Here is a 22,855-nt window from a genome sequence, read left to right as displayed (position 1 = left end):
CTTCAGGGGACGCATTCCTCCTTTGCGTCCCCCGTCTCTCCCACGCGCCTGAAACTCAGGCCTTGCGTTCGCCCGGCGCCGCGCCACAGTGAGGGTAAGAACGGAGACAGCGACATGGGCGACTTCAGCATCGGGGCAAAAGACCTCCTTCTCGTCATCGACGTCCAGAACGATTTCTGCCCGGGGGGCGCACTTGCCGTGCCCGATGGCGACGCGGTCGTGCCGGTCATCAACGCGCTGATGCCGCGTTTTCAGCATGTGGTGCTGACCCAGGACTGGCATCCGGCCGGGCACCAGTCTTTCGCCAGCGCGCATCCCGGCAGCGATCCCTTCCAGACTTTTTCTGCCGAATACGGCGAACAGGTTCTGTGGCCTGAACATTGCGTGCAGGGAAGCGCCGGCGCGGCATTCCACCCCAAGCTCGATACGGTGCCGGCCGAGCTCATCCTGCGCAAAGGCTTTCGCCCCGGAATCGATTCCTATTCCGCCTTCTACGAGAACGACCGGACGACGGAGACTGGTCTTGCGGGCTATCTGCGCGAGCGCGGCTTCGCCCGTCTGTTTCTCACAGGTCTCGCCACCGATTTCTGCGTCGCCTGGTCGGCGCTCGATGCCCGCCGGGAAGGCTTTAAGGCCGTGCTCGTGGAAGATGCGTGCCGGGCGATCGATCTCGATGGTTCACTTGACAAGGCGCGCGCCGAAATGGCTGCGGCCGGTGTGAGCTTCGTCACCTCGCAGGCGATCTAGCCCCCAACGCGGCGGCAGGCCTGTCGTCGCCGTTCAGTCGTCGCCGTCCAGAAAATCGGAGAAACGCACCGGTCGGTCAACCACCTCCCGCAGCGCGAAGGAGGAGTTCAACCGCGCGACATGCGGGAAGGCCGATAGCACCGTCTTGTGAAGTCGCTCGAAATCCTGGAGATCACGCGCCGCGACACGCAGAAGATAATCGTACTCCCCCGACATCAGAAAACAGAACAGCACGTTCGGGCAGCGCCGCGCCGCTGCTTCGAACTCCGACAGATGCCGTTCGCTCTGGCCGGAAAGCGCGATGTTGACGAGAACCGTCACGGGCCGCCCGAGATGGCGGTGCGACAGGCGGGCATGGTAGCCCCTGATGGCGCCCTCTTTCTCCAGACGGTCAAGACGCCGCGAGCATGCGGAGGGCGACAGCCCGACGCGCTCCGCCAGCGCCGTGTTGGAGAGCCGCCCCTCCCGCTCCAGCGCCCGCATGATGGCAAGATCAAAATGATCAACCTCGTACATGTGTGGATGATTGCGCAGATTGAGCCTTTTCTGCAAGATATTTGCGTCGTGGGCGGATGGCCTGCCCCTTTCTGCAAGGACATTGCGCATCTGCTGCGCTTTCTTTTCCTTTCCACCAAGAGGAGAGAACAATGCGTGTTGGATGTCCCAAGGAAATCAAGAACCACGAATATCGCGTCGGCCTGACGCCGGCGGCGGCGCGCGAATACGTGGCGCATGGCCATCAGGTGATGATCGAAAGCGGCGCCGGCGCCGGCATCGATGCATCCGATGAAGATTATGCGGCGGTCGGAGCGGCGATTGCAGCAACGGCCGAAGAGGTTTTCTCAGCAGCCGAGATGATCGTGAAGGTGAAGGAGCCACAGCCCAGCGAGTGGGCGCGGCTTAAGGAAGGTCAGATCCTCTACACCTACCTGCACCTTGCTCCGGATCCGAAGCAGACCGAAGGGCTCATCGCCTCCGGCGTCACCGGCGTCGCCTACGAGACGGTGACCGACGCCCATGGCGGATTGCCGCTTCTTGCGCCGATGTCGGAGGTCGCCGGTCGCCTCTCCGTCCAGGCCGGCGCTCGCGCGCTCGAGAAAGCCTGCGGCGGGCGGGGCGTGCTTCTCGGGGGCGTCGCGGGCGTTGCCTCCGGGCGCGTCGCCATCATCGGCGGTGGCGTCGTCGGCAAGCAGGCCGCGAAGATGGCTCTCGGTCTTGGGGCCGACGTCACCATTCTCGACCGCTCCATCCCGCGCCTGCGCGAGCTCGACGACCTCTTCGAGGGCCGGGTGAAGACCGCCTTCTCCACACCGACGGCCGTCGAAGAGGCCGTTTTCGCCGCGGATCTCGTCATCGGTGCCGTCCTCATTCCGGGCGCGACGACGCCGAAACTCGTCACACGCGAGATGCTGTCGGGCATGAAGAAGGGAGCGGTGCTCGTCGACGTCGCCATCGACCAGGGCGGCTGTTTCGAGACCTCGCACGCCACCACCCATGCGGAGCCGACCTTCGAGGTGGAAGGGATCGTGCATTACTGCGTCGCCAACATGCCGGGCGCCGTTCCGATCACCTCGACCAATGCCTTGAACAACGCCACCCTGCCCTTCGGCCTGGCGCTTGCCGACCGCGGCCTTGCGGCATTGACCGCCGATCCGCATCTTCTCGCCGGCCTCAACGTGCATCGCGGCAAGGTCACCAATCGGGCCGTTGCGGAAGCACTCGGCAAGCCGTTCGTGGATGCGGTTGAAGCTCTGAATGCCTGACGCCTCGCGGGCGGCAGACCTCCACACAGACGGGGCCTCTTTCGACGGCCTGACGAACATCTGAAAACCAGGCGGGCGCAACCCAACCTATTTTTGCGCCCGCAATCGCCTCTGCCCTCGGCGATCCGCCCCCAAGACACGACGCCGGCTTACACCGTCCCTGCGTGACATCGCCCCGGCATGCCCGGGGGCGCTTCGCCCGAAAGCGCGCCGCCTCTCCCAAGGCAGGCAGAGCGCCGCGCCCAGACAGCGAAAGCACGACGCAGCCCCCCACCCCAGGCAGCCAGCAACGGCCGCCGACGTGTTGGGATCCCGGCTCTCATGCCGATTGCACCATCCCTCAAGCACATGACGAGCACAGCGAGGTCGTAAGCTGCCGAAACACATCTTGCTGGCGCAGAGCTAGGAATTTGATCTTATAGATTCGGCTGCCCCGCGCCTCGCGAGACGGGCTGGCAACAGACCGAAAAGAAAGAAGAGATCATGCCCCGCCACCGCTCCAAGATATGCGAGGCCGGCATTTCTGTGCCTGATGCAAAGGCATCAAATTTATCCGTTCTCGCCGCCCGACCGGGGCCTGACCTTACGTCGCTCTCATCCAGGCGGCTGGCATGAGCAAGAGAGAGGCGGCAGGCCGCTCGCGAGAGACCATCGGCAACGCGATTCTTCCTCTCCTGACCCGGTTGCGGCGCGGGACGGCGCTGGACATCGCGGATGAAGCCGCCCTGACGGAGCTCTTCAGTGGAAGCATCCGTCAGATGGAAGGCCATATCGATCTCATCTCGCAGGGCGACAGGCCGGGTCGGGTGCAGCTCATCCTTTCGGGTTTCGCCTGCCGCTACAAGATCCTGCCCAACGGTCGCCGACAGATCATGGCCTACCTGCTGCCCGGAGATTTCTGCGACCTCAATGTCGCCATCCTCGGGCAGATGGACCACAACATTTCGACACTCACGCCGTGCGCTGTCACCCAGGCGCCAGGCGGCGCTCTGGAGGAGCTCATCGCCACGCGGAGCCGCATAGCCCGCGCCTTGTGGTGGGCGAGCCTCGTGGAGGAATCGGTGCTGCGCGAATGGCTGGTCAATGTCGGCCAGCGCCCGGCACATCAGCGCGTGGCCAATCTTTTGTGCGAATTGGCCTGGCGGTTGCGGGCGGCCGGGCTTGAGCAGCCCGATGGTTTCGATTTTCCGATTACGCAGCAGGACCTAGGGCACGCTCTCGGTCTCTCTGCGGTTCATATCAACCGGGTCGTACAGGATCTGCGCGCGACCGGGCTTATCCGGCTCCAGGGCGGACGATTGGCGCTGTTGAAGCCGGACGCCCTTGCCGAGATGGCCATGTTCGACCCGGTTTATCTGCATCTCGGCGCGGAGGCCCATCTGCGCTGAGCAACGCCAAATCAACGGTGACGGCCTCTCCCAAGGTGTCGGATCCCTCCGAAAATATCTTCTAGTGCGGGCTCGGGCGCGGCCGGCTCATCTTGACGGTAATGCGCGCGCTCACGGCAGCTTCCGACAGCGCGCTGGCGATATCGTCGGCGCTCAGACCGCTGTGCGGCCAGATGCGGTCGATCCGCTCTGCCTGCCTGCCGGTATCGACGCAAATGCCGCTTTCGATCGCCTCGGCGACCACCCGGCGGATTTCCTCGAACACGGCGCTTCGGGCCGGATTGTAGGCGTCATCCAGCATCTTTCCTGAACCTTTTCACATTCCTGCAGGCGGCCCCGACAGCCCCGGCAGACGCCGAAGAATTCCGCGATCGTGCCCGGGACGGCACTAAAGCAGGTTAGTGCGTGGCCGCGAACGCCGAATATCCAGGCGACAATGGCGAGAAAGCGGTGACGAGAAAAATCACCAGGGGCGGCCGTCCCCCACCGTGTCGAAGGGGTGACCGCAGACAGGGATGACGGCGCTCGACGGGACATCGAGCACAGCGGGCGGAGCGGCCACATCTCAAAACGCGCCTCAGGACACTCTCCTGCAACCCGTCGTCGCAGGCGAAAAATCGGGTCGCGCTCGCCGAACCGCTTTTGCGGTTCCGCAAGGTCTCGCCACCCCGGCCGCAACGACCTCCGCGTGCATCGCTTTTTTCGCCGCAAATTGGCATTGCTCTTAATTGAACTCTTATGCTTACCATTAATCCTTCGTTAGGGATTTTCCTGACGCCGGTCAGGCGAATCCCCAGAGCGTTGAGTATGGGGGATTACGAAGATGGCTGACGACTACACGGTCTTTATCGGAGACCAGGGTTACGCAAGCATTCAAGACGCAATAAACGGCGCCTCCGACGGTGATACGATCATCGTTCATGGAGGGTCCTATGACGTTAACCTTAGAATAGACAGGCCAATTTCACTGACAACTGCTGATGATGGCCCGGTAATACTGCGCGCTGCGTCTGATAACGCGATTACTGTCGCGGACGATGTATCCGGAACGGTCGCAATTGAAGGGTTTGAGATCGAAGGCCAGGGGACTGCGGTCCGCGGCATCCTCTTTAAGGACGCCTTAGATGGCGACAGCGATCTCGATCTTCAGATCAGCAACGTCGACATTTCCGGCTTCAAGGCAAACGGTGTTTTTGTCGACGGCGGAGGCGAGAAGCTGAATGTCGAAATCTCCGATTCGAACTTCTTCGACAATGGGACCAGCGAAGGCGGGCACGGCGATGTAGTTCTGTTTGAGTTCACGGGCAACGCGAGCCTGACAGATGTCGAAATCAGAGCGACCGATGGCCATAACACTGGAGGGGCGAACGCCATCCAGATCGCCGGCTTCGATGACACCAAATATCCGGATGGGAGCGAGCACAACGTCGGCCATCCAATCGGCGACGTTGCTTTTTCGAATGTGATCGTGACCGGCGCGTTCGAGAAAGCGCAAATCATGATCCAGGGCTACAATGACGTGTCCGGCCTCTCCATGTCGGACGTCACGCTCAATGGTTCTTCAGGGTGGGGACCATTACTGTTCATTGACCCGATGGGGGACGCGGGCTCGGGCGGCCCTGGTACCATTACAGGCGCGCCGGAGATGGCAATCCTCGACCTTTCCGGCGTCACGATCAACAACAAGGAAGGCGCCGATTCCGATGCGTTCGTAAGAGGCACTCAATCGAACGATTCGCAGACGGGCACTGAGGGCAACGATGTTCTCAATGCGCCGGATGAAGATGACAACCACACTGATTATGCTGGCGATGACACGCTGAGCGGTTTTGGTGGTGACGACACGCTCACCGGAGGCGGAGGCGATGACAAACTCCTCGGCGGCTCAGGCAACGACGTGGCCCTCTTCGGCGGTGACCGAGAGGATTATACGATTACCCAGAACAAAAACGGCAGCTACACGGTAACCGATACGAATACTAACGATGGTGACGACGGGACCGACACGCTGACAGGGATCGAAGGCCTTCAGTTCGGCAATGACGCGATTATCTACCAGATCGACGCGAACAGCCCGGATTACGCTAAGAGCAAGACGATCTTCAAAGAGACATTCGAAGACGGAAAGGCTTCGGACAGCTTCGTAGAAGACCCGGCCAATCCTTATGGCCATACAACGCTCGTGATCCAGAACGGCAACACCTATGCCGTTATGACGGAAGATACGATCAATGAAACCGGTCCCTTCACCAGGCTCGGCGGCTACAGCAGCGACTTCGGAGACGGCTACTCGGTCTCCGCAAAAATCTATCTCGACACTGAATGGGCTGAAGGCGACGGGTTTGACGTGTCCGTCGCGGCCAATGGCAAGGACGGTTCGCACCAGCGCGATTTCATCTTCCACGTCACGCAGGATGAGGACACGGATAAGCTTCTCGTCGGCGCGGACAACAACTCGAGCTTTGAGCCGAAAGACAACCTCGAGCTGTACAACCACGCCACGATCGGCACGTCAGGCTGGTACACATTCGACTGGAACTTCTACGAGAACGACGCCGGTAACCTCGAAGTCGCGATGAACGTCTACGATGACGACGGCGATTTCGTCTTCTCCGAAGTTCGAAGCTCAGATCAGGATTCGATCGACACAGAGGTGGGCGGCAATCGCTATTTCTGGTTCACCGATATTTCTGTCAACGGTGGAATCCAAGTCGATGATGTCACAATGACTGTGCCGACGACTGGGGGAGGCACTGGCGGCGGCGGTGGCGATGATGGCGACATCGGCGGCGGCACCACCGGCGGCGAGGAGGACGACACGCTCGCAGGCACCGACGGCGCAGACACCATGTCCGGTGGCGGCGGCAACGATGAGATCGAAGGCGGGGGCGGCAACGACACGCTGTTCTCCGGCGAAGGCAACGACACGGTCGATGGCGGCGACGGCAACGATCTGGTCTTCGGCGGCGCGGGCGACGACGTCGTCACCGGCGGGGCCGGCAACGATCAGGCCTTCGGCGGCACCGGCAACGACAACATCGACGGCGGCGCAGGCGACGATTTCCTCGGCGGCGGCGAAGGCAACGACACGATCATCGGCGGGAGCGGCAATGACGCCCTCTACGGCGGCCGACCCGGCCTTGGAGGCAATACCAATGACGCCTTCTATGCCGGCGACGGTGACGACACGGGCTATGCCGGCGACGGCGATGATATCGCTGCCGGCGGCGACGGGGCCGACGAAATCGGCGGCGGCATCGGCAACGATACGGTCGGCGGCGGCAACGGCAACGACCTCCTCTACGGGGGTGCCGGCAACGACGTGCTCTATGGCGGCAACGATGCCGACACGATCTATGGCGGCAGCGGCAACGACCAGATCTATTTCGGCGACAATGACGGCGCGGCGGACATCTATGCCTCCGTCGCCGACAACGGCACCGATGTGGTCTTCGGCTTCGAGAACGGCACCGACCATCTCGACGTTCGGGCGAACGGCTTCACCTCGTTTGCCGAGCTGACGATCGGCGAAGATGCCGGCGGCAATGCCACGATCGATCTCGGCGGCGGCAATATCCTGACGCTCAACGGCGTCGCAGCCTCCGAGCTCGATGCCTCCGACTTCCTCTTCTGAGGCTTTTTAAGATCGTTGGGGGCGGCCGCGCGCCGCCCCAATCCCCCGGCCGGTCGCCCAAAGCGGCCGGCCTTTTTGCGTCCGGCCCGCCGTCCCGGCCGACAATCCAAAAATGGACGGTCAGAAGACGAAACTCTCTTCGCTCAACATGGCACGCGTCACATCCTCGAGCGTCAGGCTCGCATCGGGCGCGAGCGTAATCACGAGCCCCGCCGCCGTATCGGCGAAAGTGAGCTCAGAGAAACTCCCGGCATAGACGGAGACGTCGACGACATCGGCGCCAACCTCAAATCCATCGATGGCATCGTGGCCGTTGCCGGAGACAGCGGCATAGACATCGCGGTCGCCATCGGCGCCGAAGATGAAGACGTCGTCGCCGCCGGAGCCATAGACGAGGTCGCGCCCGGCGCCCACCGTCACGGTGTCGTTGCCGGCACCGCCGAAGAGCGTGTCATCGCCCGCGCCGCCGTCAATGATATCGTTACCGCCGCCGGCGCCGATCTCGTCGTTGCCGGTCTGCCCGTAGAGGCTGTCATGGCCGCCCCCGCCCCAGATCACGTCGTGGCCGTCGCCGCCGTCGATGCGATCGCTGCCCGGCACGGCTCCGCCAAAAATCGTGTCGTTGCCGGCGTTGCCATTGACGATGTCGCTGCCGACGCCGGAGCCTATGAAATCGTTGCCGGCGCCTCCATCGACGCGGTCGTCACCGCCGCCGGAGAAAAGCCTGTCGTCGCCGTCGCCACCATAAAGCGTGTCGTTGCTGGCGCCGCGCCCGCCGAAGACAAGATCGTCGCCGGAGAAGCCGGAGAGAATGTCCGATCCGCCGCCCCCGAAGAGCGTGTTGTCGAGGCCGTTGCCGTTGATCACCTCGTTGCCGGCCCCGCCGGCGGCATTCTCGATCTCGGCACCATAAGCGACCGCGAGATTGTTGCTCATACCGCCGATCGACGACCAGGCGCCTTCGCGCAGATCGATGACGGCGTTGTCGGCAAAACTCGAGACATTCAACGTATCGATGCCACCGCCGTCCCAGATCGTCACGATCGGCTCGGGATTGAGGGTGAAGTCGAAGGCGGCATCATAGGAACCGAGGCCCGAGGCGCCGAAGCCATAGGTCGTATCTCCGGCGCGTGTGGAATAGTCCGCGCCGTAGAGGTCTTGAATGGCGAGGATGTCGTAGAGCATCGGCGTCTGGGCGTAATGCATGAGCCCATCGGCGCCGACATGGTTGGTGCCGCTGCCGTCCTCGTCGGCATCGAAATAGGACATGATGGTGAAGCGGCGCGTGTCTTCAGCGAACTCGGCGGCACCGGCATAGGTGACGGCGCCGCGGGCCGCATCATAGGTGCCGGGATGGCTCAACCCCAGCGAATGGCCGATCTCGTGGAGATAGGTGAGGAAACCATATTTGCCGTAGGCGATGTCGCTGTCGTCGTTGAGGCTGCTCCAAAAGCTGTTCAGCCAGACATCCGCGCTGATGAAGGAATCATGGCCGGAGCCGAGGCCGTCATAGCGAAAACTGTAGGACGTGTAGGTGCCGTTGCCGGACGTGGTCGAACTCTCGCCGATCGAGATGCCGCCCCCCGACGCGGTGCGCACGATATCGGGGGCGATGACATCGTCCCAGAGCGCAAAGGCCTGGTCGGCCATTGCCGCCTTGTAGGCGGAGAGCGGCTGGAAACCCGCAGCTTCGCCGCTTCCCGATGCGGAGGAAAGGATGCTGTAGGTGATGGTGTCACCGGCCCAGGAGATCGGGCTCGGTGAGGCTTCGTGCGTCCACGAGGTCTGAAGCTGGTCGATAATGGTGGCGGTGCTGGTCGCTGATGCGACGCCTCCGCCCGTCCCGTTGCCTGCCTTTTCTGCCGTCGCGGCGAAACCGATCTCGTCGCTTGAAAAGAACATCGCGGCTCCCTCGCCAGTTGCGAGGGTTGCCTAACGGCCGGGGCTTGAGTGGAGCTTGAGCAGAAAGTTTGGATTTGAACGACTAAAAAGTGCAGCGCAAAATCAGTGCGCTCAATCGGGATCACTGCGTTCGGATACGCGCCTCGTCGGCCGGCAATCGGAAGCTTTCAGGAGCTGACGCGGGAGCAAAATTTTCAGAAATTCGAAGAAGTTGCCGGTCTACGACTTCAAGCCCATTGCGAAAGCCCTCCGTCTCGGCAAGCATTGGTCGGAAGCGGTTAACGCTTTGAGCCAGAACAAGGCCAGGAGGGGAATATGAGGACCAGAAGCAAAGTCATCGCGGCTTTGAGCATCGTCTTGATGACCGGCAGCAGCATGGCCGCCGCCGAACAAGTCACCGTCACATCATGGGGCGGCGCCTATCAGGACGCGCAGCGCGAAGTGTATTTCAAACCCTTCGAAGAGCAGACCGGCATCGACCTCGTCGAGGAAAGCTGGGACGGCGGCATCGGCGTGCTCCGCGCGCAGGTTGAAGGCGGCAACGCCACCTGGGACGTGGTGCAGGTGGAATCGGAAGAGCTGCAGCTCGGCTGCGATGAAGGCCTCTTCGAAGAGCTCGACTGGGACAAGATCGGCGGCAAGGATCGCTATATTGAAGCCGCCGTCAGCCCCTGCGGCGTGGGTGCGATCGTCTACAATTTCGTCCTCGGCTACGACAAGGACAAGATCTCGGATGCACCCGCCGGCTGGGAAGATTTCTTCGATCTCGACAAATATCCGGGCAAGCGCGCACTGCGGAACGGGCCGAAAACCAATCTCGAGATCGCGCTGATGGCCGACGGCGTGCCGCCTGCGGAAGTCTATGACGTGCTTGCCACAGACGAGGGCGTTGAGCGGGCATTCAAGAAGCTCGACACGATCAAATCGGATCTCGTCTTCTGGGAGGCGGGTGCGCAGCCACCGCAGCTTCTCGCCTCCGGCGAAGTCGCCCTCACCTCGATCTACAACGGCCGCGTCGACGCCGCCAACAAGGCGGATGGGCGCAATTTCGGCATCGTCTGGAACGAGAGCCTCTATACGCTCGATTCCTGGGTCATCCTCGCCGGCTCCAAGAACCTCGACGCCGCCTACAAATATCTCGACTTCGTCGGAGAGGCGGAAAATCAGGCCAAGCTGCCGATGAAGATCGCGTACGGCGTCACCAATCCCGATGCGAGCGCCATGATCGAGCCGGAGCGCCTCAAGGAGCTGCCGACGGCGGACGAGAACATGAAGAATGCGCTCAAGATCTCGGATACCTTCTGGCTCGACAATATCGATCGGCTGACCGAGCGCTGGAGCCGCTGGGCCTCTACGAATTAGCGGTCCGATGGCCGAGACAATGCTCGCGGGGCCGCGTCAAACGCGGTCCCTGAAGCGGGATCTGGCGCGCGCCGAACGCAAGCGCAAGCGCAACGCCTTCCTGCTCGTCCTGCCTCTCATCGTCTTCGTCCTCATCTTCTTCGTCGCGCCGATCGCCGGCATGCTGGAGCGGAGCGTCGTCGATACGGACCTCATGGAGACCTGGCCGAAGACGGCCGAGGCCGTGCGGACCTATGATTGGGAGAAAGACGCCGTGCCCGACGAGGCGGTCTTTTCGGCGCTCGCGCAGGACCTCATCCGCTCCTACGACGACCGCACCGCCGCAGCGGTCGCCAGGCGTCTCAATTACGATATTTCGGGCGGGCGTTCGCTCGTCATGGGAACGGCGCGAAAGATCGCGCGCCTCGATCAACCTCCCGCCTCCTGGCGCGATACACTCATCGAGACAGAGCCGGATTGGGGCCGCGCCGAAACCTGGGCCGCCGTGCGCCGTGCGGCAGGGCCTCTCACCGATTTCTTCCTCCTGCAGACGATCGACCACCAGCGCGATATCGACGGCTCGATCGTGCCGGTGCCGACGGAGCGCGCCGTCTATCTGCAGATCTATGCGCGCACATTCGCCATCGCACTCACCGTCACGCTTCTATGCCTCATGATCGGCTTTCCGATCGCCTTCCTCCTGGCAGGGCTGCGGGAGAACCTCGCCAACCTTTTGATGATCCTGGTCCTTTTGCCGTTCTGGACGCCGCTTCTCGTGCGCACTGCGGCATGGGTCGTGGTCCTGCAGGAGCATGGCCTCGTCAACCAGATGCTGCAATTCCTGCATCTGACGAACGGGCCGATCCGCCTCGTCTACAACCGTTCCGGCGTCATCATCTCCATGACCCATGTGCTTCTGCCGTTCATGATCCTGCCGCTCTACGCGGTGATGCGCACCGTGCCGAAAGATTACATGCGTGCCGCCCACTCGCTCGGCGCACCGCCCTTCACTGCCTTCCGCCGCGTCTACATTCCGCAGGTGATGCCCGGGATCGCCGCCGGCTCGATCCTCGTCTTCATCATCGCGCTCGGCTATTACATCACACCGGCGCTCGTGGGCGGGGCTGCCGACCAGATGATCTCCTACTACATCGCCTTCTACACCACCGACACGGTGAACTGGGGGCTCGCCGCGGCGCTCGGCACCGGCCTCTTCGCCGCGACGCTCATCCTTTATGCGATCTACAGCCGTCTCGTCGGCGGCGTTCGGGGGGTGATGTGAGCGGCGCTGTCACTGGCACGGAAAAGGCGTGGCGTGTCGTCCTTTACGTGGTGGCGATCGGCGGCTTCTTCTTTCTCGTCGCGCCGATCCTCGCCATCGTGCCTCTTTCCTTCAACGACGGCCAGTTCCTCACCTACCCGCTGCGCGGCATCTCCCTGCGGTGGTATGAGGATTTCTTCTTCTCCGGCACGTGGATGTCGTCGATCCGCAACAGCCTGATCATCGGTGTCGTCGCCGCCACGATCGCCACCTTTCTCGGCACGCTTGCGGCCGCCGGGCTCTGGCTTGCGGATTTCCCGGGCAAGCGCTTTATCAGTGCCTTTCTGCTCGCTCCGATGATCGTGCCGATGGTGATATACGCGGTCGGGCTCTACTTCTATTTCGCGCCCTTCGATCTGACGGCGACCTTCACCGGCCTCATCCTGGCTCATGCCGTTCTCGGCACGCCTTTCGTCGTCATCACGGTCACCGCCACGCTTTCCGGCTTCGACCGTACGCTCATCCGTGCCGGCCTCAGCCTTGGGGCTTCGCCAATCCGCGTGGCCCGAAGCGTCGTCTTTCCGCTGATTGCGCCCGGCGTCATCTTCGGCGGGCTCTTCGCCTTCTCCGTGTCGCTCGAAGAGGTCATCACCGTGCTCTTCATCGGCGGGCCCAACCAACGGACCCTGCCGCGAGAGATGTTCTCCGGCATCCGCGAAAACATCTCGCCGACGATCGCGGCGGCCGCCACGATCATGATCGTGCTCGCCGTGCTTCTTCTCCTCAGCGCGGAGTTTTTGCGCCGGCGCTCTTCGCGGCTCCAGGCGAAAGGCTGAGCCGCGACCAACAAGAACGAGCGTGCCCGAGCGAGCGGATCGCTCGGGCACTGCCCCTTACATGTCGAAAGGCATGCGCAGCTCGATAAGGGCCGCACGGCCGCTGTCGCGGGCACGCCGCAGCGATGCCGGCAGGTCTGAAAGCTTCGACGGGCGTTCGAAGACGAGGCCATAAGCCTTTGCGACGGAGTCAAAATCGGGCGGAGTCGGCTTCACCCCTTCCGGCGCGATGCCACGCTCGATCATGAACGTCTCGATCTCGCGGAAGCCGAAATTGTTCCAGACGATGAAGATGACGGGCGTTCCGGCATCGATGGCGGAGCCGAGCTCGGCGAGCGAGAATTGCAGGCCGCCGTCGCCCAGAAGCGCCACGACCAGCCGCTCAGGATCGGCGATCGCGGCGCCGATCGCGGCGGGCACGCCATAGCCGAGAGCGCCGAAGCCGGTTGCGGAATTGAACCAGCCTGCGGGCGTATCGATGTCGCAATAAAGATTGCCGGCATAGACGGGCTGCGTGCTGTCGCCGACGAAAAGAGCGCCCGGCAAAGTCTCGCGGATCGTATCGAGGATCGCGACCTCTCCCCGATAGGCATCCCCGATTTCTTCGAAGGCTGCCGCTCGGAGCCTGCACGCCATGTCACGACCGTTTCGCTCGTCGCCGATCTTTGTCGCGCCGAGAGCGACGCACAGCTCGGCCGCAGTGGCGCGCGCATCTGCGAGAATCGCCATCTCGGCCTGCGGCCCGCGAGCGAGCTGACCCGCATCGATATCGACACGCACGAGCCCTTTGAGAGTGGGAAAGCCGCCGTCCTCATAGACATCGAAATCCGTCGGTCCCATCTCGGTACCGAGCGCCAGGACCGCATCGCATTCGGCCAGGAAAGCGCGCACGGCTTTGAGGCTCGGGCTTGCCGGCACGCGCAAGGGGTGGCCGGCGAGAAGCCCGCGCGCATTCGCCGTCGTCACCACCGGCGCGTCGAGACGTCCCGCCAGCGCTGTCACGTCGTCGTTGGCGCGTCTTGCCCCTCCGCCCACGATGATCGCCGGCCGCCGCGCCTCGGATAAGAGACGTGCAGCCGCTTCAAGATCGCCCCGCGCGGGATGCGGATGCGACGGCAGGGCCGGCACGCGAGCCGGAAGCGCCGCAACCCTCTCCTGCATGACATCGACGGGAATCTCGATATGGACCGGTCCCGGCCGGCCGGAATTGAGGATCGCGAAAGCACGCGCCATGACGCCCGGAAGATCGGAGGCCGACAGAAGCGTGTGGGAGAAGAGCGCGAAGCTTGCCATCATCGCCCGCTGATCCGGCAATTCGTGCAATGCGCCGCGGCCATGACCAAGCGACCCACGGCGGCCGACGCCGGAAATCACGAGCATCGGGACGGAATCGGCTCGGGCCTGCGCCATCGCCGTGATGGTATTTGTCAGGCCCGGCCCGGTGATAACGAGGCAGACGCCGGGCTTGCCGCTGACCCTGGCATAGCCATCCGCCATGAAGCCTGCGCCCTGCTCGTGGCGCGGCGTCACGTGCCGGACCTTCGAGCCGGCAAGTCCGCGGTAGAGCTCGGCTGTATGGACACCGGGAATGCCGAAGACGACATCAACGTCGTACTTTTCGAGAAGCGTTATCATCGCCTCGCCCGTGCTTGCTTCCATCGCGTCTTGCGTCATCCCAGCGTTCATGCCCAACCGCCTGCCCTTTTCGGTGCCACCGCATTCGCGGCAAAGCGGGCAATACGCGCACAGGCCTCTTCCATCCGCTCGTCGGGCACGGTCAGGCTCACACGCACGAAGCCGCGCGCTTCCTCGCCGAACGAGGCCCCCGGCATGACAGCCACACCTTCGCTCTCCAGGAGCCCCCAGGCAAAATCCTCGCCGGTCAGGCCGCTGTCGCGCACGTCGAGCAGAATGAACATGCCACCCTCCGGCATGATCGGGCGCGCACCGGCCGTATTCCCGAGGAAGGTCGTCACGAATTGCGCCCGGCGGTGATACGCCTCGCGCATCCGTGCTGCCGCGGGCGACGGGCGTGACAACGCATAGGCCGTCATATCGGCGATAAAAGGCTGGCCGCCGAAAAGCATCGTTTCGGAGACGGGCAGAAGGCGAGAGCAGAATTCCTTCGGGCCGATGGCCCAGCCGCTGCGAAAGCCCGGCGCGGCATGCGATTTGGAAATCGAGGAAAGCGCAATGGTGCGCTCTGCCAGTTCGGGGATGTCGAAGGGCGAGGCAAATGCTCCTTCGAAGACGAGCTCCTCATAGACCTCGTCAGAGACGATCCAGAGATCGTGGCGGCGGCAGACCTCGCCGATCGCTTTCAGCTCGTCGCGGCTCAGAACGGCACCCGTTGGATTGTGCGGCGAGTTGAGAAGGAGAACCCGGCAGCGCGGCGTGATCGCCTTTTCGAGATCCGCCGGATCAAGATGAAAGCGGTTGCGCGCATAAAGCGGGACCGACCGCAGCTCAGCTCCGTTCGCCCGGATGACGCCCTCATAGGTCGCGTAGAGCGGATCGGCGACAAGGACCTCGTCGCCTGTTTCGACGAGCCCAGTCATCACCGCGAAGAGCGCCGTCTGGGTGCCCGGAAAGCACAGAACATTTTCCGGCGTGACCGTACGCCCGGACCTTCTTGTGTATTTCTCTGCCAGGACGTCGAGAAGCGCCGGATCGCCACGCCCGGCCGAATAGCGCGTGCGGCCGGCATGCATGGCGCGGCTGCATTCGTCCAAGAGCTCCTTCTCCGGCGGGATGTCAGGCTCTCCGATCGTCAACTCCAAAACCTCGGCACCTTCTGCCGCCATGGCCCGGGCGCGGAAGTGGACGGCCCATTTGCCCGAGCCGAGATCGGCGAGCCGCTCCGTGATGGAGGCGTAGCGCATGTCGTTTCTACCTTCTTGTTTGGCGTTATGGCTGGCTTGCTGGAGTCATGACTGAGCGAGACTGAGACCGAGGAGCGCCTCGACGGCTTCGACACCGGCAGCGACCAATTCGTCCTCGGCGAACATGTCTTCCGCCAGGCAGCGCTCGACCCAAAGTCCATCGATGACGGCATTGATCTGGATCGCGAGGCGCACGCGCTGCGCAGTCTCCGCTTCGCGCCCGATTTCGGCGAACAAGGAGGCAATGAGGTCCTCCAGCTCGCGGCGAAACTGCAGATAGCCGGCCCGGTGAATTGCCGCCATGGCGGGATCGACATGGATGAGGCTGATGAACGTGGCCCAGAGCGACAAGGCGCGCGGATCGGCGACCGGGGGCGTCAAATTGGCGGCAATGAAGTGGCGCAGCCGGCTTTTCGCGTCGCCCTCGGTGTCGGCGACCGCGGCTTTTGCGGCGTCCGTCATGCCCTCCATGACGGATTGATAGGCCGCTTCGATCAGCTGGGTCTTGCCGGAGAAATAATGCCGGATGAGGCCATTGGTGACGCCGGCGCGGGCTGCGACCTCGCGCACGGTGATCCCCTTGAGGCCCTTTTCCGCGATGAGATCGAGCGTCGCCTGGATCAAGGCATGGCGCCGCTCGTCCTGCGTCCCACGCCTGAAGCTTCGCCGGGTCATGGGGCCCGACTGTTTGCCGGAAGGCCCCGAGACCTCGCCACCGGCGGGCACGTTATCGCCGTCGCGAGCCGTCCCACCCTGGGTGAAGAGCGCAATTTTATCCGTCCGATACATGTCGATTTCGGCGAATCCGCCGCCGCCCGTTTGGCCATGAGCGCATTTATGCACTTGCATAACTATCGCGCAAGTGTATCAATTCGGCCCTCGGCTTCGGCCTGGACACACTCCGATCTCTCATGAAAGGAATGGACCAATCACTGGCTTCTCGAACGTGCTCATACGAGCCTCGCGGCGGTTTCGGCGTTTGACGCCGCCCCGGTTTGAAGATCTGATCCCCGCTTCGAATGCGGTTTGGGGGACAGGCCAGTGATCCAGGAAGCCGTGCCAGCATCGGGCACGACAGCAGCGCCATCCGCGGAGCGTGCTGAAGTCGTCCGCGTCGAAAACCTGCACAAATCCTTCGGCAGCCTCGAAGTTCTGAAGGGGATTTCGTTCACGGCCCACGAAGGCGACGTGATCGCCATCATCGGCGGCTCGGGATCGGGAAAATCGACGCTTCTTCGCTGCATCAACATGCTGGAGCACCCGACTGCAGGCAGCGTCAGCGTGCACGGCGAAACCATCGCCATGAAGAGCAACGGCGATGGCGGCCTCATGCCCGCCGACCGGCGCCAGGTGCAGCGAATCCGTACGCGTCTCGCCATGGTCTTCCAGAGCTTCAATCTCTGGCAGCACATGACGCTTCTCGGCAACGTCATCGAAGTGCCTGTCCACGTTCTCGGCGTCCCCAGAGGCGAAGCCGTGGAGCGAGCCCGAACTCTCCTCGATCGCGTCGGTCTCAGCGACAAGGAAGACGTCTACCCGGCCTTTCTCTCCGGTGGTCAGCAGCAGCGTGCCGCGATCGCACGCGCGCTCGCCATTCAGCCGGAGGTGATGCTTTTCGACGAACCGACCTCGGCGCTCGATCCGGAGCTCGTCGGCGAAGTCCTGTCCGTCATTCGCGACCTCGCGCATGAGCGCCGCACGATGGTCCTCGTCACCCACGAGATGAGCTTCGCCCGTGAGGTGGCCAGTCACATCATCTTTCTTGCGGACGGCGAGATCGAAGAAGAAGGCCCGCCAGAAGCCATCTTCGACAATCCAAAATCTGAGCGTCTGCAAAAGTTCATCGGATCAATTCAATAGCGGCGATGTGCCGGCGCTTCACGCCGGCCGTCATCGCACCAAGCAAGAAGGGAACTCCTCATGCACCGTATCCTCACAAGCCTCGCCGCAGCCGCGGCCGTCGTCGTCCTTGGAGCGGGCGCTGCCAGCGCCGAGACCAAGGTCGGCATCGCCGCCGAACCCTATCCGCCATTCACGGTTCCGGATGCCGCCGGCAATTGGTCCGGATGGGAGATCGAAATCATGGATGCGCTGTGCGAAGAGGCAAAGCTCGATTGCACCATTGTGCCGACAGCGTGGGACGGCATCATTCCGGCCCTCACCTCGGGCAAGATCGACATGATCATCGGCTCCATGTCGATCACCGAAGAGCGTCTCAAGGTGATCGATTTCAGCGACAAGTACTACAACACACCGACGGCCATCATCGGCCTCAAGGAGGTGGAGATCGAGCCCACCAATGAGAGCCTTTCGGGCAAGCTTCTCGGCGTGCAGCGCTCGACCATCCACGAAAACTACGTCCGCAAGCATTTTCCCGACGCCGAGGTGAAAACCTATCAGACGCAGGACGAGGCCAACCAGGATCTCGTGGCCGGCCGCCTCGATGCCGTCCAGGCGGATTCCCTCGCGCTCGCAACGTTCCTGGAATCCGATTCCGGCAAGGCGTGCTGCGAGATGAAGGGCGAGGTCGAGCCCGACAAGGAGATTCTCGGACCGGGCGTCGGTGTGGGCATCCGCCAAGGCGACACCGAGCTCAAGGAGAAGCTCAACAAGGCAATTGCCGCGATCCGCGAGAACGGCACTTACGAGAAGATCTCCGAGAAATATTTCGACTTCGACATCTACGGAAAGTGAGCGGCTCGCTCGCAGCTTGGGGAGTGGGCAACCGCCCCTCCCCTTTTCCGCCCGGCTTCTGTCCACGCAGGTCGCTCGGCGCCTGAAAAGGCATGCCGCTTGCTAGAAGCCAGGTGCGGTCATGCGGCCGCGCCAGCATCGATGCGCCACATCCAACCGTAATGTAATGGGTCCTTTAGAACTTCTTGCTTTTTCACCTCCCGGCTGGGGCGGCGTTCTTCTGCGCGCACTCCTGACCTCGCTCGAAGTCGCTGCCGGCGGCTATCTGGTGGGGCTCCTGATCGGCGTCGGTGGCGCTTTCGGAAAGCTCTACGGCGGGCCGATCCTGCGCGATCTCCTCGAAGCCTACACGACGATTATCCGCGCCGTTCCCGAACTCGTCCTCATCGTCCTCGTCTATTACGCCGGCACCGATCTCTTGAACCGTCTGATGGCAGCGCTTGGCTATGCGCGCCTCGACGTCTCGGGCATGGCGGCCGGCATCGCCGTCATCGGCCTCGTCCAGGGCGCCTACTCGACGGAGGTGCTCCGTGGTGCCATCAAGGCCGTACCGGCCGGCCAGATCGAGACCGCGCGCGCTTACGGCATGCCGCCGTTTCTGCTCGTGCGCCGCATCACTCTGCCCGCCATGCTTCCGCACGCCATTCCGGGACTTGCCAATCTCTGGCTGATCGCCACCAAGGACACGGCCCTTCTCGCCGTCGTCGGCTTCACGGAGCTGACGCTCGCGACACGCCAGGCCGGCGGGGCAACGCGGGAGTACATGCTCTTCTTCTGCGCCGCGGGGCTGCTCTATCTGATGGTGAGCCTCGTCTCCAATGTCGTCATCGCGCTCATCGAGCGACGGGCAAGGCGCGGCATGCCTGGTTTCTCCTCATGAGCGGGGACAATGCGGATGCCGTGCACGCCATGGCCGACCTCATCGACCCGCAAGAGAAGGCGGCGAAGCGCGAAAACTGGCTGAAGCCGCACCGCATCGTGCTGCTTCTGCTGGCCGCTCTCATGGTCACCCTCATGGCGTTCAATATGCGCTGGGATTGGCTGCCGCTTTATTGGCCGGAAATGCTGGGCGGATTGTGGGTAACGCTCGCCCTTCTCGTCAGCAGCAGCATCCTCGGCTTTGCGATGGCGGTGCCTCTCGGCCTCGCACAAGTCTCTGGTCCCGCTCCTTTGGCATGGGCCGCCCGCGGCTTCTGCACCGTGATCCGCGGTACGCCCCTGCTCCTACAGCTCTGGCTTCTCTATTACGGGCTCGGCTCGTTGTTTCCGCAGATCCCGTGGATCCGCGGCTCCTTCATCTGGCCTTATCTGCGCGAGGCGTGGCCCTACGCGCTCGCCTCACTCACCATCTCCTTTGCGGGTTATGAGGGCGAGGTGATGCGCGGGGCCCTTGCCGGCGTGCCGAAAGGCGAGCTCGAAGCCGCCCGCGCTTACGGCATGAGCCGCTTCACCGTGCTACGCCGTATCTGGCTGCCGCGCGCGATCCAGCGCGCTCTGCCGACCTTGAACGGCGAGATCGTCCTGCAATTGAAGGCGACGCCGCTGGTGGCGACGATCACCGTCATCGACCTTTATGCGGTCATCAGCGACGTGCGCCAGGACACCTACATCATCTACGAGCCACTTCTCTTTCTGGCTTTCATCTATCTCTGCCTGACCGGCCTCCTCGTCGCCGGCTTCCGCCATCTCGAAAATCGCATCCCCACCCGAGGAGTGTGAATGGGTATCGCCCCTGACCTCAGCAACGATCTGCCCGACATTGTCGCCATGCGGCATGAGCTGCATCGTCACCCTGAGCTCGGCCTCGAAGAGGAATGGACGTCCGCCTACGTCGCCGAAAAACTCCAGGCCCTCGGCTACGAGGTGCATCGCGGGCTTGCCAAGACGGGCGTCGTCGCAACGCTGAAGAACGGCACAGGCAAGCGCGCGGTCGGCCTTCGCGCCGATTTCGACGCCTTACCGATCCAGGAAAAGACCGGCCTTTCCTACCAGAGCGAAATTCCCGATCGCATGCACGCCTGCGGCCATGACGGCCACACCGCCATGCTTCTCGGCGCGGCGAAGCGGCTCGCGGAGCGAAAAAACTTCGACGGCACCGTGCATCTCATTTTCCAGCCGGCGGAGGAGAATTTCGGCGGCGCCAAGATGATGGTAGACGAAGGTCTCTTTGAGCTCTTTCCCTGCGACGCCGTCTTTGCGCTTCATAACGAGCCGCAGCTTCCGTTCGGGCAGTTCGCACTCAGAGACGGGCCGATCATGGCGGCCGTCGACGAGGCTCGGATTGTCGTCACAGGCCGCGGGGGCCATGGGGCGCATCCCGAGGACACGATCGATCCGATCGTTGCTGCCTCTTCCATCGTTATGACCCTGCAGACGATCGTCGCCCGCAACACGCATCCGATCGATCCCGCCGTCGTCACGGTCGGCTCCATCCATGGCGGCTCGGCGAGCAACATCATCCCTGAGAGCGTGGAACTCGTCATCGGCGTCCGCTCTTTCGACGATGCGACGCGCGACCTTCTGGAAGAGAAGATCCGCCTGATCGCGACGCGCCAGGCGGAGAGTTTTGGCGCGCGCGCAAACGTCGACTATCTCCGAAGCTACGACGCCACCATCAACGATCCGGCGGAAACGGACTTCCTCCGCGCCCAAGCGATCCGTTTCGCGGGTGCCGAGAATGTCACCGACCTTGCCCGTCCTTTTATGGGCTCGGAGGATTTTGCCTATATGTTGAAGGCTTGTCCGGGCAGCTATTTCTTTCTGGGGACTGGGCGCGGGCCGGATGATCCGCCGCTGCATCACCCGTTCTTCGACTTCAACGATGATATTCTGGCGACAGGCGTCGCCTTCTGGACGGAATTCGCCGAAGCCTTTCTGAGCCGGGCCTGAGCCCGAGCGCACACCGACGAGATCTCAATGCCGAAAAAAACCGATTTCTACATCAACGGCAGCTGGATAGCCCCGGCCGAGCCGAACCCGTTTCCCGTCATCGACCCGGCGACCGAAAGCGAGATTGCCGAGATCTCGCTCGGAAGTTCCGCCGATATCGACAAGGCCGTGGCGGCGGCGCGGGCCGCCTTCCCGACCTGGAGCGCAACAGACGTCACCGAACGCATCGCCGTGATCGAACGGCTTCTGACGATCTACCGGGCTGGCGCCGACGAGATGGCCAAGGCGATCAGCACCGAAATGGGTGCACCGATGTCGTTCTCACGCGACGAACAGGTCGGCGCCGGCGACTGGCACATCGAAGGGTTTCTCAAAGCCATCCACGAGATCGAATGGGAGCGGCCGCTGCGCGCCAATGCACCGAGCGAACGCATCATCAAGGAGCCGATCGGCGTGTGCGGGCTCATCACGCCGTGGAACTGGCCGATGAACCAGGTGACGCTCAAGGTCGTGCCCGCGCTTCTCACCGGTTGCACGGTGGTGTTGAAGCCGTCGGAAATCGCACCCCTCTCCTCGCTCCTCTTCGCCGAAATGATCGACGCAGCAGGCGTGCCGCCTGGCGTCTTCAATCTCGTCAATGGAGACGGGCCGGGTGTCGGCGCGGCGCTGTCCGCCCATCCCGACGTCGACATGATGTCGTTCACGGGATCGACACGAGCCGGCTCCGCAGTCACCAAGGCGGCCGCCGACACGGTCAAGCGCGTGACGCTCGAACTTGGCGGTAAGTCGCCGAACATTCTCTTTTCCGATTGCGATCTCGCATCACAGGTCGAGGGCGGCGTCCGCTTCTGCATGGAAAACACCGGCCAGTCCTGCAACGCGCCGACACGCATGCTCATCGAAGCCTCGGTCTACGAGGATGCGATCGCGATCGCCAAGGAGACGGCGGAAAAGGTCGCCGTCGGCGATCCGCATGAGGAGGGCGACCATATCGGCCCGCTCGTCTCGCAGACCCAGTTCGACAAGGTGCAGGATCTGATCGGGGCCGGCATTGCGGAAGGCGCGCGTCTCGTCACTGGCGGAACGGGCCGGCCGGCCGGCTTCAATCGCGGCTATTATGCCCGACCGACCGTCTTTGCCGATGTCACACCCGAGATGCGCATCTGGCGCGAGGAAATCTTCGGACCGGTGCTTGCGATGACGCCGTTCAAAGACGAGGCGGAGGCAATCCGCCTTGCCAACGACACGCCCTACGGCCTCGCCGCCTATCTCAGCACCCAGGACACGGAGCGCGCCCGCCACGTCGCGCTGCAGCTGCGGGCAGGCATGGTGCGCGTCAACCGTGCCCCCTTTGCACAGGGCAGCCCCTTCGGGGGCTACAAGCAATCCGGCAACGGCCGCGAAGGCGGTATTTTTGGTCTGGACGATTTTCTCGAGATCAAGACGGTCGCGTTTGGCGATATGCTGTCTTGAGGCCACTGTATTGAATCAGTCTCCGGCCGCAGCCTTTTTGCGACT

20 protein-coding genes are annotated in these 22,855 nt (G+C 63.0%); 13 read left to right on the top strand and 7 right to left on the bottom strand.

Annotation, left to right across the window (positions count from 1 at the left end):
- The first annotated feature begins 114 nt into the window (after positions 1 to 114).
- Positions 115 to 747: a bifunctional nicotinamidase/pyrazinamidase gene (gene pncA, locus EO094_RS14595; protein WP_128293594.1), complete on the top strand. Its 633-nt coding sequence runs from the start codon at positions 115 to 117 to the stop codon at positions 745 to 747.
- Between the two features lie 33 nt (positions 748 to 780).
- Here the strand turns inward: pncA and EO094_RS14590 are convergent, their stop codons facing one another.
- On the bottom strand, positions 781 to 1,263 hold the full coding sequence (locus EO094_RS14590) for an Lrp/AsnC family transcriptional regulator (protein WP_128293591.1): 483 nt from the start codon (positions 1,261 to 1,263) through the stop codon (positions 781 to 783).
- A 131-nt stretch (positions 1,264 to 1,394) separates the two neighbouring features.
- Between EO094_RS14590 and ald the strand changes: the two genes are divergently transcribed.
- Both ald and EO094_RS14580 read left to right on the top strand, forming a co-directional pair.
- Entirely contained in the window at positions 1,395 to 2,510 is a 1,116-nt protein-coding gene (ald, locus tag EO094_RS14585) for an alanine dehydrogenase (RefSeq protein WP_128293588.1), read from the top strand.
- Positions 2,511 to 3,121: 611 nt separating this feature from the next.
- Complete coding sequence (locus EO094_RS14580; protein WP_128293586.1) at positions 3,122 to 3,898, top strand: Crp/Fnr family transcriptional regulator; 777 nt, start codon at positions 3,122 to 3,124, stop codon at positions 3,896 to 3,898.
- A 61-nt stretch (positions 3,899 to 3,959) separates the two neighbouring features.
- On the opposite strand, the gene EO094_RS14575 is transcribed toward EO094_RS14580, so the two are convergent.
- Together EO094_RS14575 and EO094_RS18780 are read right to left on the bottom strand one after the other, a co-directional pair.
- The gene (locus tag EO094_RS14575; protein WP_128293584.1) at positions 3,960 to 4,199 is read right to left on the bottom strand and encodes a hypothetical protein; all 240 of its coding nucleotides are present in this window, start codon (positions 4,197 to 4,199) and stop codon (positions 3,960 to 3,962) included.
- An 819-nt stretch (positions 4,200 to 5,018) separates the two neighbouring features.
- Positions 5,019 to 5,393 (bottom strand): hypothetical protein, encoded by a 375-nt coding sequence (locus tag EO094_RS18780; protein WP_246008543.1) that lies wholly within the window; start codon positions 5,391 to 5,393, stop codon positions 5,019 to 5,021.
- Between the two features lie 3 nt (positions 5,394 to 5,396).
- On the opposite strand from EO094_RS18780, the gene EO094_RS18895 reads away from it, so the two are divergent.
- The gene (locus EO094_RS18895) at positions 5,397 to 7,532 is read left to right on the top strand and encodes a calcium-binding protein (RefSeq protein ID WP_281275263.1); all 2,136 of its coding nucleotides are present in this window, start codon (positions 5,397 to 5,399) and stop codon (positions 7,530 to 7,532) included.
- Positions 7,533 to 7,652: 120 nt separating this feature from the next.
- Here EO094_RS18895 and EO094_RS14565 read toward each other — a convergent pair whose 3' ends face one another.
- Positions 7,653 to 9,434: a M10 family metallopeptidase C-terminal domain-containing protein gene (locus EO094_RS14565; RefSeq protein WP_128293580.1), complete on the bottom strand. Its 1,782-nt coding sequence runs from the start codon at positions 9,432 to 9,434 to the stop codon at positions 7,653 to 7,655.
- 315 nt (positions 9,435 to 9,749) lie between these two features.
- Here EO094_RS14565 and EO094_RS14560 point away from each other — a divergent pair, with 315 nt between their 5' ends.
- The 3 genes from EO094_RS14560 to EO094_RS14550 are packed head-to-tail and all read left to right on the top strand — an operon-like array spanning position 9,750 to position 12,872.
- Positions 9,750 to 10,796, top strand: a complete 1,047-nt coding sequence (locus EO094_RS14560) for an ABC transporter substrate-binding protein (protein WP_128293578.1) — start codon at positions 9,750 to 9,752, stop codon at positions 10,794 to 10,796.
- Positions 10,797 to 10,803: 7 nt separating this feature from the next.
- Positions 10,804 to 12,057: an ABC transporter permease gene (locus tag EO094_RS14555; protein WP_205649937.1), complete on the top strand. Its 1,254-nt coding sequence runs from the start codon at positions 10,804 to 10,806 to the stop codon at positions 12,055 to 12,057.
- Positions 12,054 to 12,872: an ABC transporter permease gene (locus EO094_RS14550; RefSeq protein WP_128293576.1), complete on the top strand. Its 819-nt coding sequence runs from the start codon at positions 12,054 to 12,056 to the stop codon at positions 12,870 to 12,872. Before EO094_RS14555 ends, EO094_RS14550 begins: the two co-directional genes overlap by 4 nt.
- Before the next feature lie 57 nt (positions 12,873 to 12,929).
- Here EO094_RS14550 and EO094_RS14545 read toward each other — a convergent pair whose 3' ends face one another.
- The 3 genes from EO094_RS14545 to EO094_RS14535 are packed head-to-tail and all read right to left on the bottom strand — an operon-like array spanning position 12,930 to position 16,429.
- Positions 12,930 to 14,558: a 5-guanidino-2-oxopentanoate decarboxylase gene (locus EO094_RS14545; protein WP_425455905.1), complete on the bottom strand. Its 1,629-nt coding sequence runs from the start codon at positions 14,556 to 14,558 to the stop codon at positions 12,930 to 12,932.
- Complete coding sequence (locus tag EO094_RS14540) at positions 14,555 to 15,754, bottom strand: pyridoxal phosphate-dependent aminotransferase (protein WP_128293573.1); 1,200 nt, start codon at positions 15,752 to 15,754, stop codon at positions 14,555 to 14,557. The genes EO094_RS14545 and EO094_RS14540 overlap by 4 nt, the downstream gene beginning before the upstream one ends.
- Before the next feature lie 45 nt (positions 15,755 to 15,799).
- On the bottom strand, positions 15,800 to 16,429 hold the full coding sequence (locus EO094_RS14535; protein ID WP_128294273.1) for a TetR family transcriptional regulator C-terminal domain-containing protein: 630 nt from the start codon (positions 16,427 to 16,429) through the stop codon (positions 15,800 to 15,802).
- A gap of 381 nt (positions 16,430 to 16,810) precedes the next feature.
- Between EO094_RS14535 and EO094_RS14530 the strand changes: the two genes are divergently transcribed.
- The 6 genes from EO094_RS14530 (at position 16,811) to EO094_RS14505 (ending at position 22,810) form a co-directional block, all read left to right on the top strand.
- Positions 16,811 to 17,614 carry an ABC transporter ATP-binding protein gene (locus EO094_RS14530; RefSeq protein ID WP_128294272.1) on the top strand — a complete coding sequence of 268 codons (804 nt, stop codon included), beginning with the start codon at positions 16,811 to 16,813 and terminating at the stop codon, positions 17,612 to 17,614.
- A 60-nt stretch (positions 17,615 to 17,674) separates the two neighbouring features.
- Positions 17,675 to 18,448 carry a transporter substrate-binding domain-containing protein gene (locus tag EO094_RS14525; protein WP_128293570.1) on the top strand — a complete coding sequence of 258 codons (774 nt, stop codon included), beginning with the start codon at positions 17,675 to 17,677 and terminating at the stop codon, positions 18,446 to 18,448.
- Between the two features lie 166 nt (positions 18,449 to 18,614).
- Positions 18,615 to 19,328, top strand: coding sequence for an ABC transporter permease (locus tag EO094_RS14520; RefSeq protein WP_128293568.1), 714 nt, complete (start codon positions 18,615 to 18,617; stop codon positions 19,326 to 19,328).
- Entirely contained in the window at positions 19,325 to 20,167 is an 843-nt protein-coding gene (locus EO094_RS14515; RefSeq protein WP_425455904.1) for an ABC transporter permease, read from the top strand. Before EO094_RS14520 ends, EO094_RS14515 begins: the two co-directional genes overlap by 4 nt.
- Entirely contained in the window at positions 20,168 to 21,337 is a 1,170-nt protein-coding gene (locus tag EO094_RS14510) for a M20 aminoacylase family protein (RefSeq protein ID WP_128293566.1), read from the top strand.
- Positions 21,338 to 21,364: 27 nt separating this feature from the next.
- Complete coding sequence (locus EO094_RS14505; protein WP_128293563.1) at positions 21,365 to 22,810, top strand: aldehyde dehydrogenase family protein; 1,446 nt, start codon at positions 21,365 to 21,367, stop codon at positions 22,808 to 22,810.
- Positions 22,811 to 22,855 lie beyond the last annotated feature (45 nt).

The organism is Afifella aestuarii, from assembly GCF_004023665.1.
Taxonomy (GTDB): Bacteria; Pseudomonadota; Alphaproteobacteria; order Rhizobiales; family Afifellaceae; genus Afifella; species Afifella aestuarii.
This window is presented reverse-complemented; position numbering and strand designations above follow the sequence as displayed.

Bases quoted from the DNA above. Each gene is read 5' to 3' on its own strand.
- pncA (WP_128293594.1), top strand. From the start codon at position 115: ATGGGCGACTTCAGCATCGGGGCAAAAGACCTCCTTCTCGTCATCGAC.
- EO094_RS14590 (WP_128293591.1), bottom strand. From the start codon at position 1,263: ATGTACGAGGTTGATCATTTTGATCTTGCCATCATGCGGGCGCTGGAG.
- ald (WP_128293588.1), top strand. From the start codon at position 1,395: ATGCGTGTTGGATGTCCCAAGGAAATCAAGAACCACGAATATCGCGTC.
- EO094_RS14580 (WP_128293586.1), top strand. From the start codon at position 3,122: ATGAGCAAGAGAGAGGCGGCAGGCCGCTCGCGAGAGACCATCGGCAAC.
- EO094_RS14575 (WP_128293584.1), bottom strand. From the start codon at position 4,199: ATGCTGGATGACGCCTACAATCCGGCCCGAAGCGCCGTGTTCGAGGAA.
- EO094_RS18895 (WP_281275263.1), top strand. From the start codon at position 5,397: ATGATCCAGGGCTACAATGACGTGTCCGGCCTCTCCATGTCGGACGTC.
- EO094_RS14565 (WP_128293580.1), bottom strand. From the start codon at position 9,434: ATGTTCTTTTCAAGCGACGAGATCGGTTTCGCCGCGACGGCAGAAAAG.
- EO094_RS14560 (WP_128293578.1), top strand. From the start codon at position 9,750: ATGAGGACCAGAAGCAAAGTCATCGCGGCTTTGAGCATCGTCTTGATG.
- EO094_RS14555 (WP_205649937.1), top strand. From the start codon at position 10,804: ATGGCCGAGACAATGCTCGCGGGGCCGCGTCAAACGCGGTCCCTGAAG.
- EO094_RS14545 (WP_425455905.1), bottom strand. From the start codon at position 14,558: ATGAACGCTGGGATGACGCAAGACGCGATGGAAGCAAGCACGGGCGAG.
- EO094_RS14540 (WP_128293573.1), bottom strand. From the start codon at position 15,754: ATGCGCTACGCCTCCATCACGGAGCGGCTCGCCGATCTCGGCTCGGGC.
- EO094_RS14535 (WP_128294273.1), bottom strand. From the start codon at position 16,429: ATGACCCGGCGAAGCTTCAGGCGTGGGACGCAGGACGAGCGGCGCCAT.
- EO094_RS14525 (WP_128293570.1), top strand. From the start codon at position 17,675: ATGCACCGTATCCTCACAAGCCTCGCCGCAGCCGCGGCCGTCGTCGTC.
- EO094_RS14520 (WP_128293568.1), top strand. From the start codon at position 18,615: ATGGGTCCTTTAGAACTTCTTGCTTTTTCACCTCCCGGCTGGGGCGGC.
- EO094_RS14515 (WP_425455904.1), top strand. From the start codon at position 19,325: ATGAGCGGGGACAATGCGGATGCCGTGCACGCCATGGCCGACCTCATC.
- EO094_RS14510 (WP_128293566.1), top strand. From the start codon at position 20,168: ATGGGTATCGCCCCTGACCTCAGCAACGATCTGCCCGACATTGTCGCC.
- EO094_RS14505 (WP_128293563.1), top strand. From the start codon at position 21,365: ATGCCGAAAAAAACCGATTTCTACATCAACGGCAGCTGGATAGCCCCG.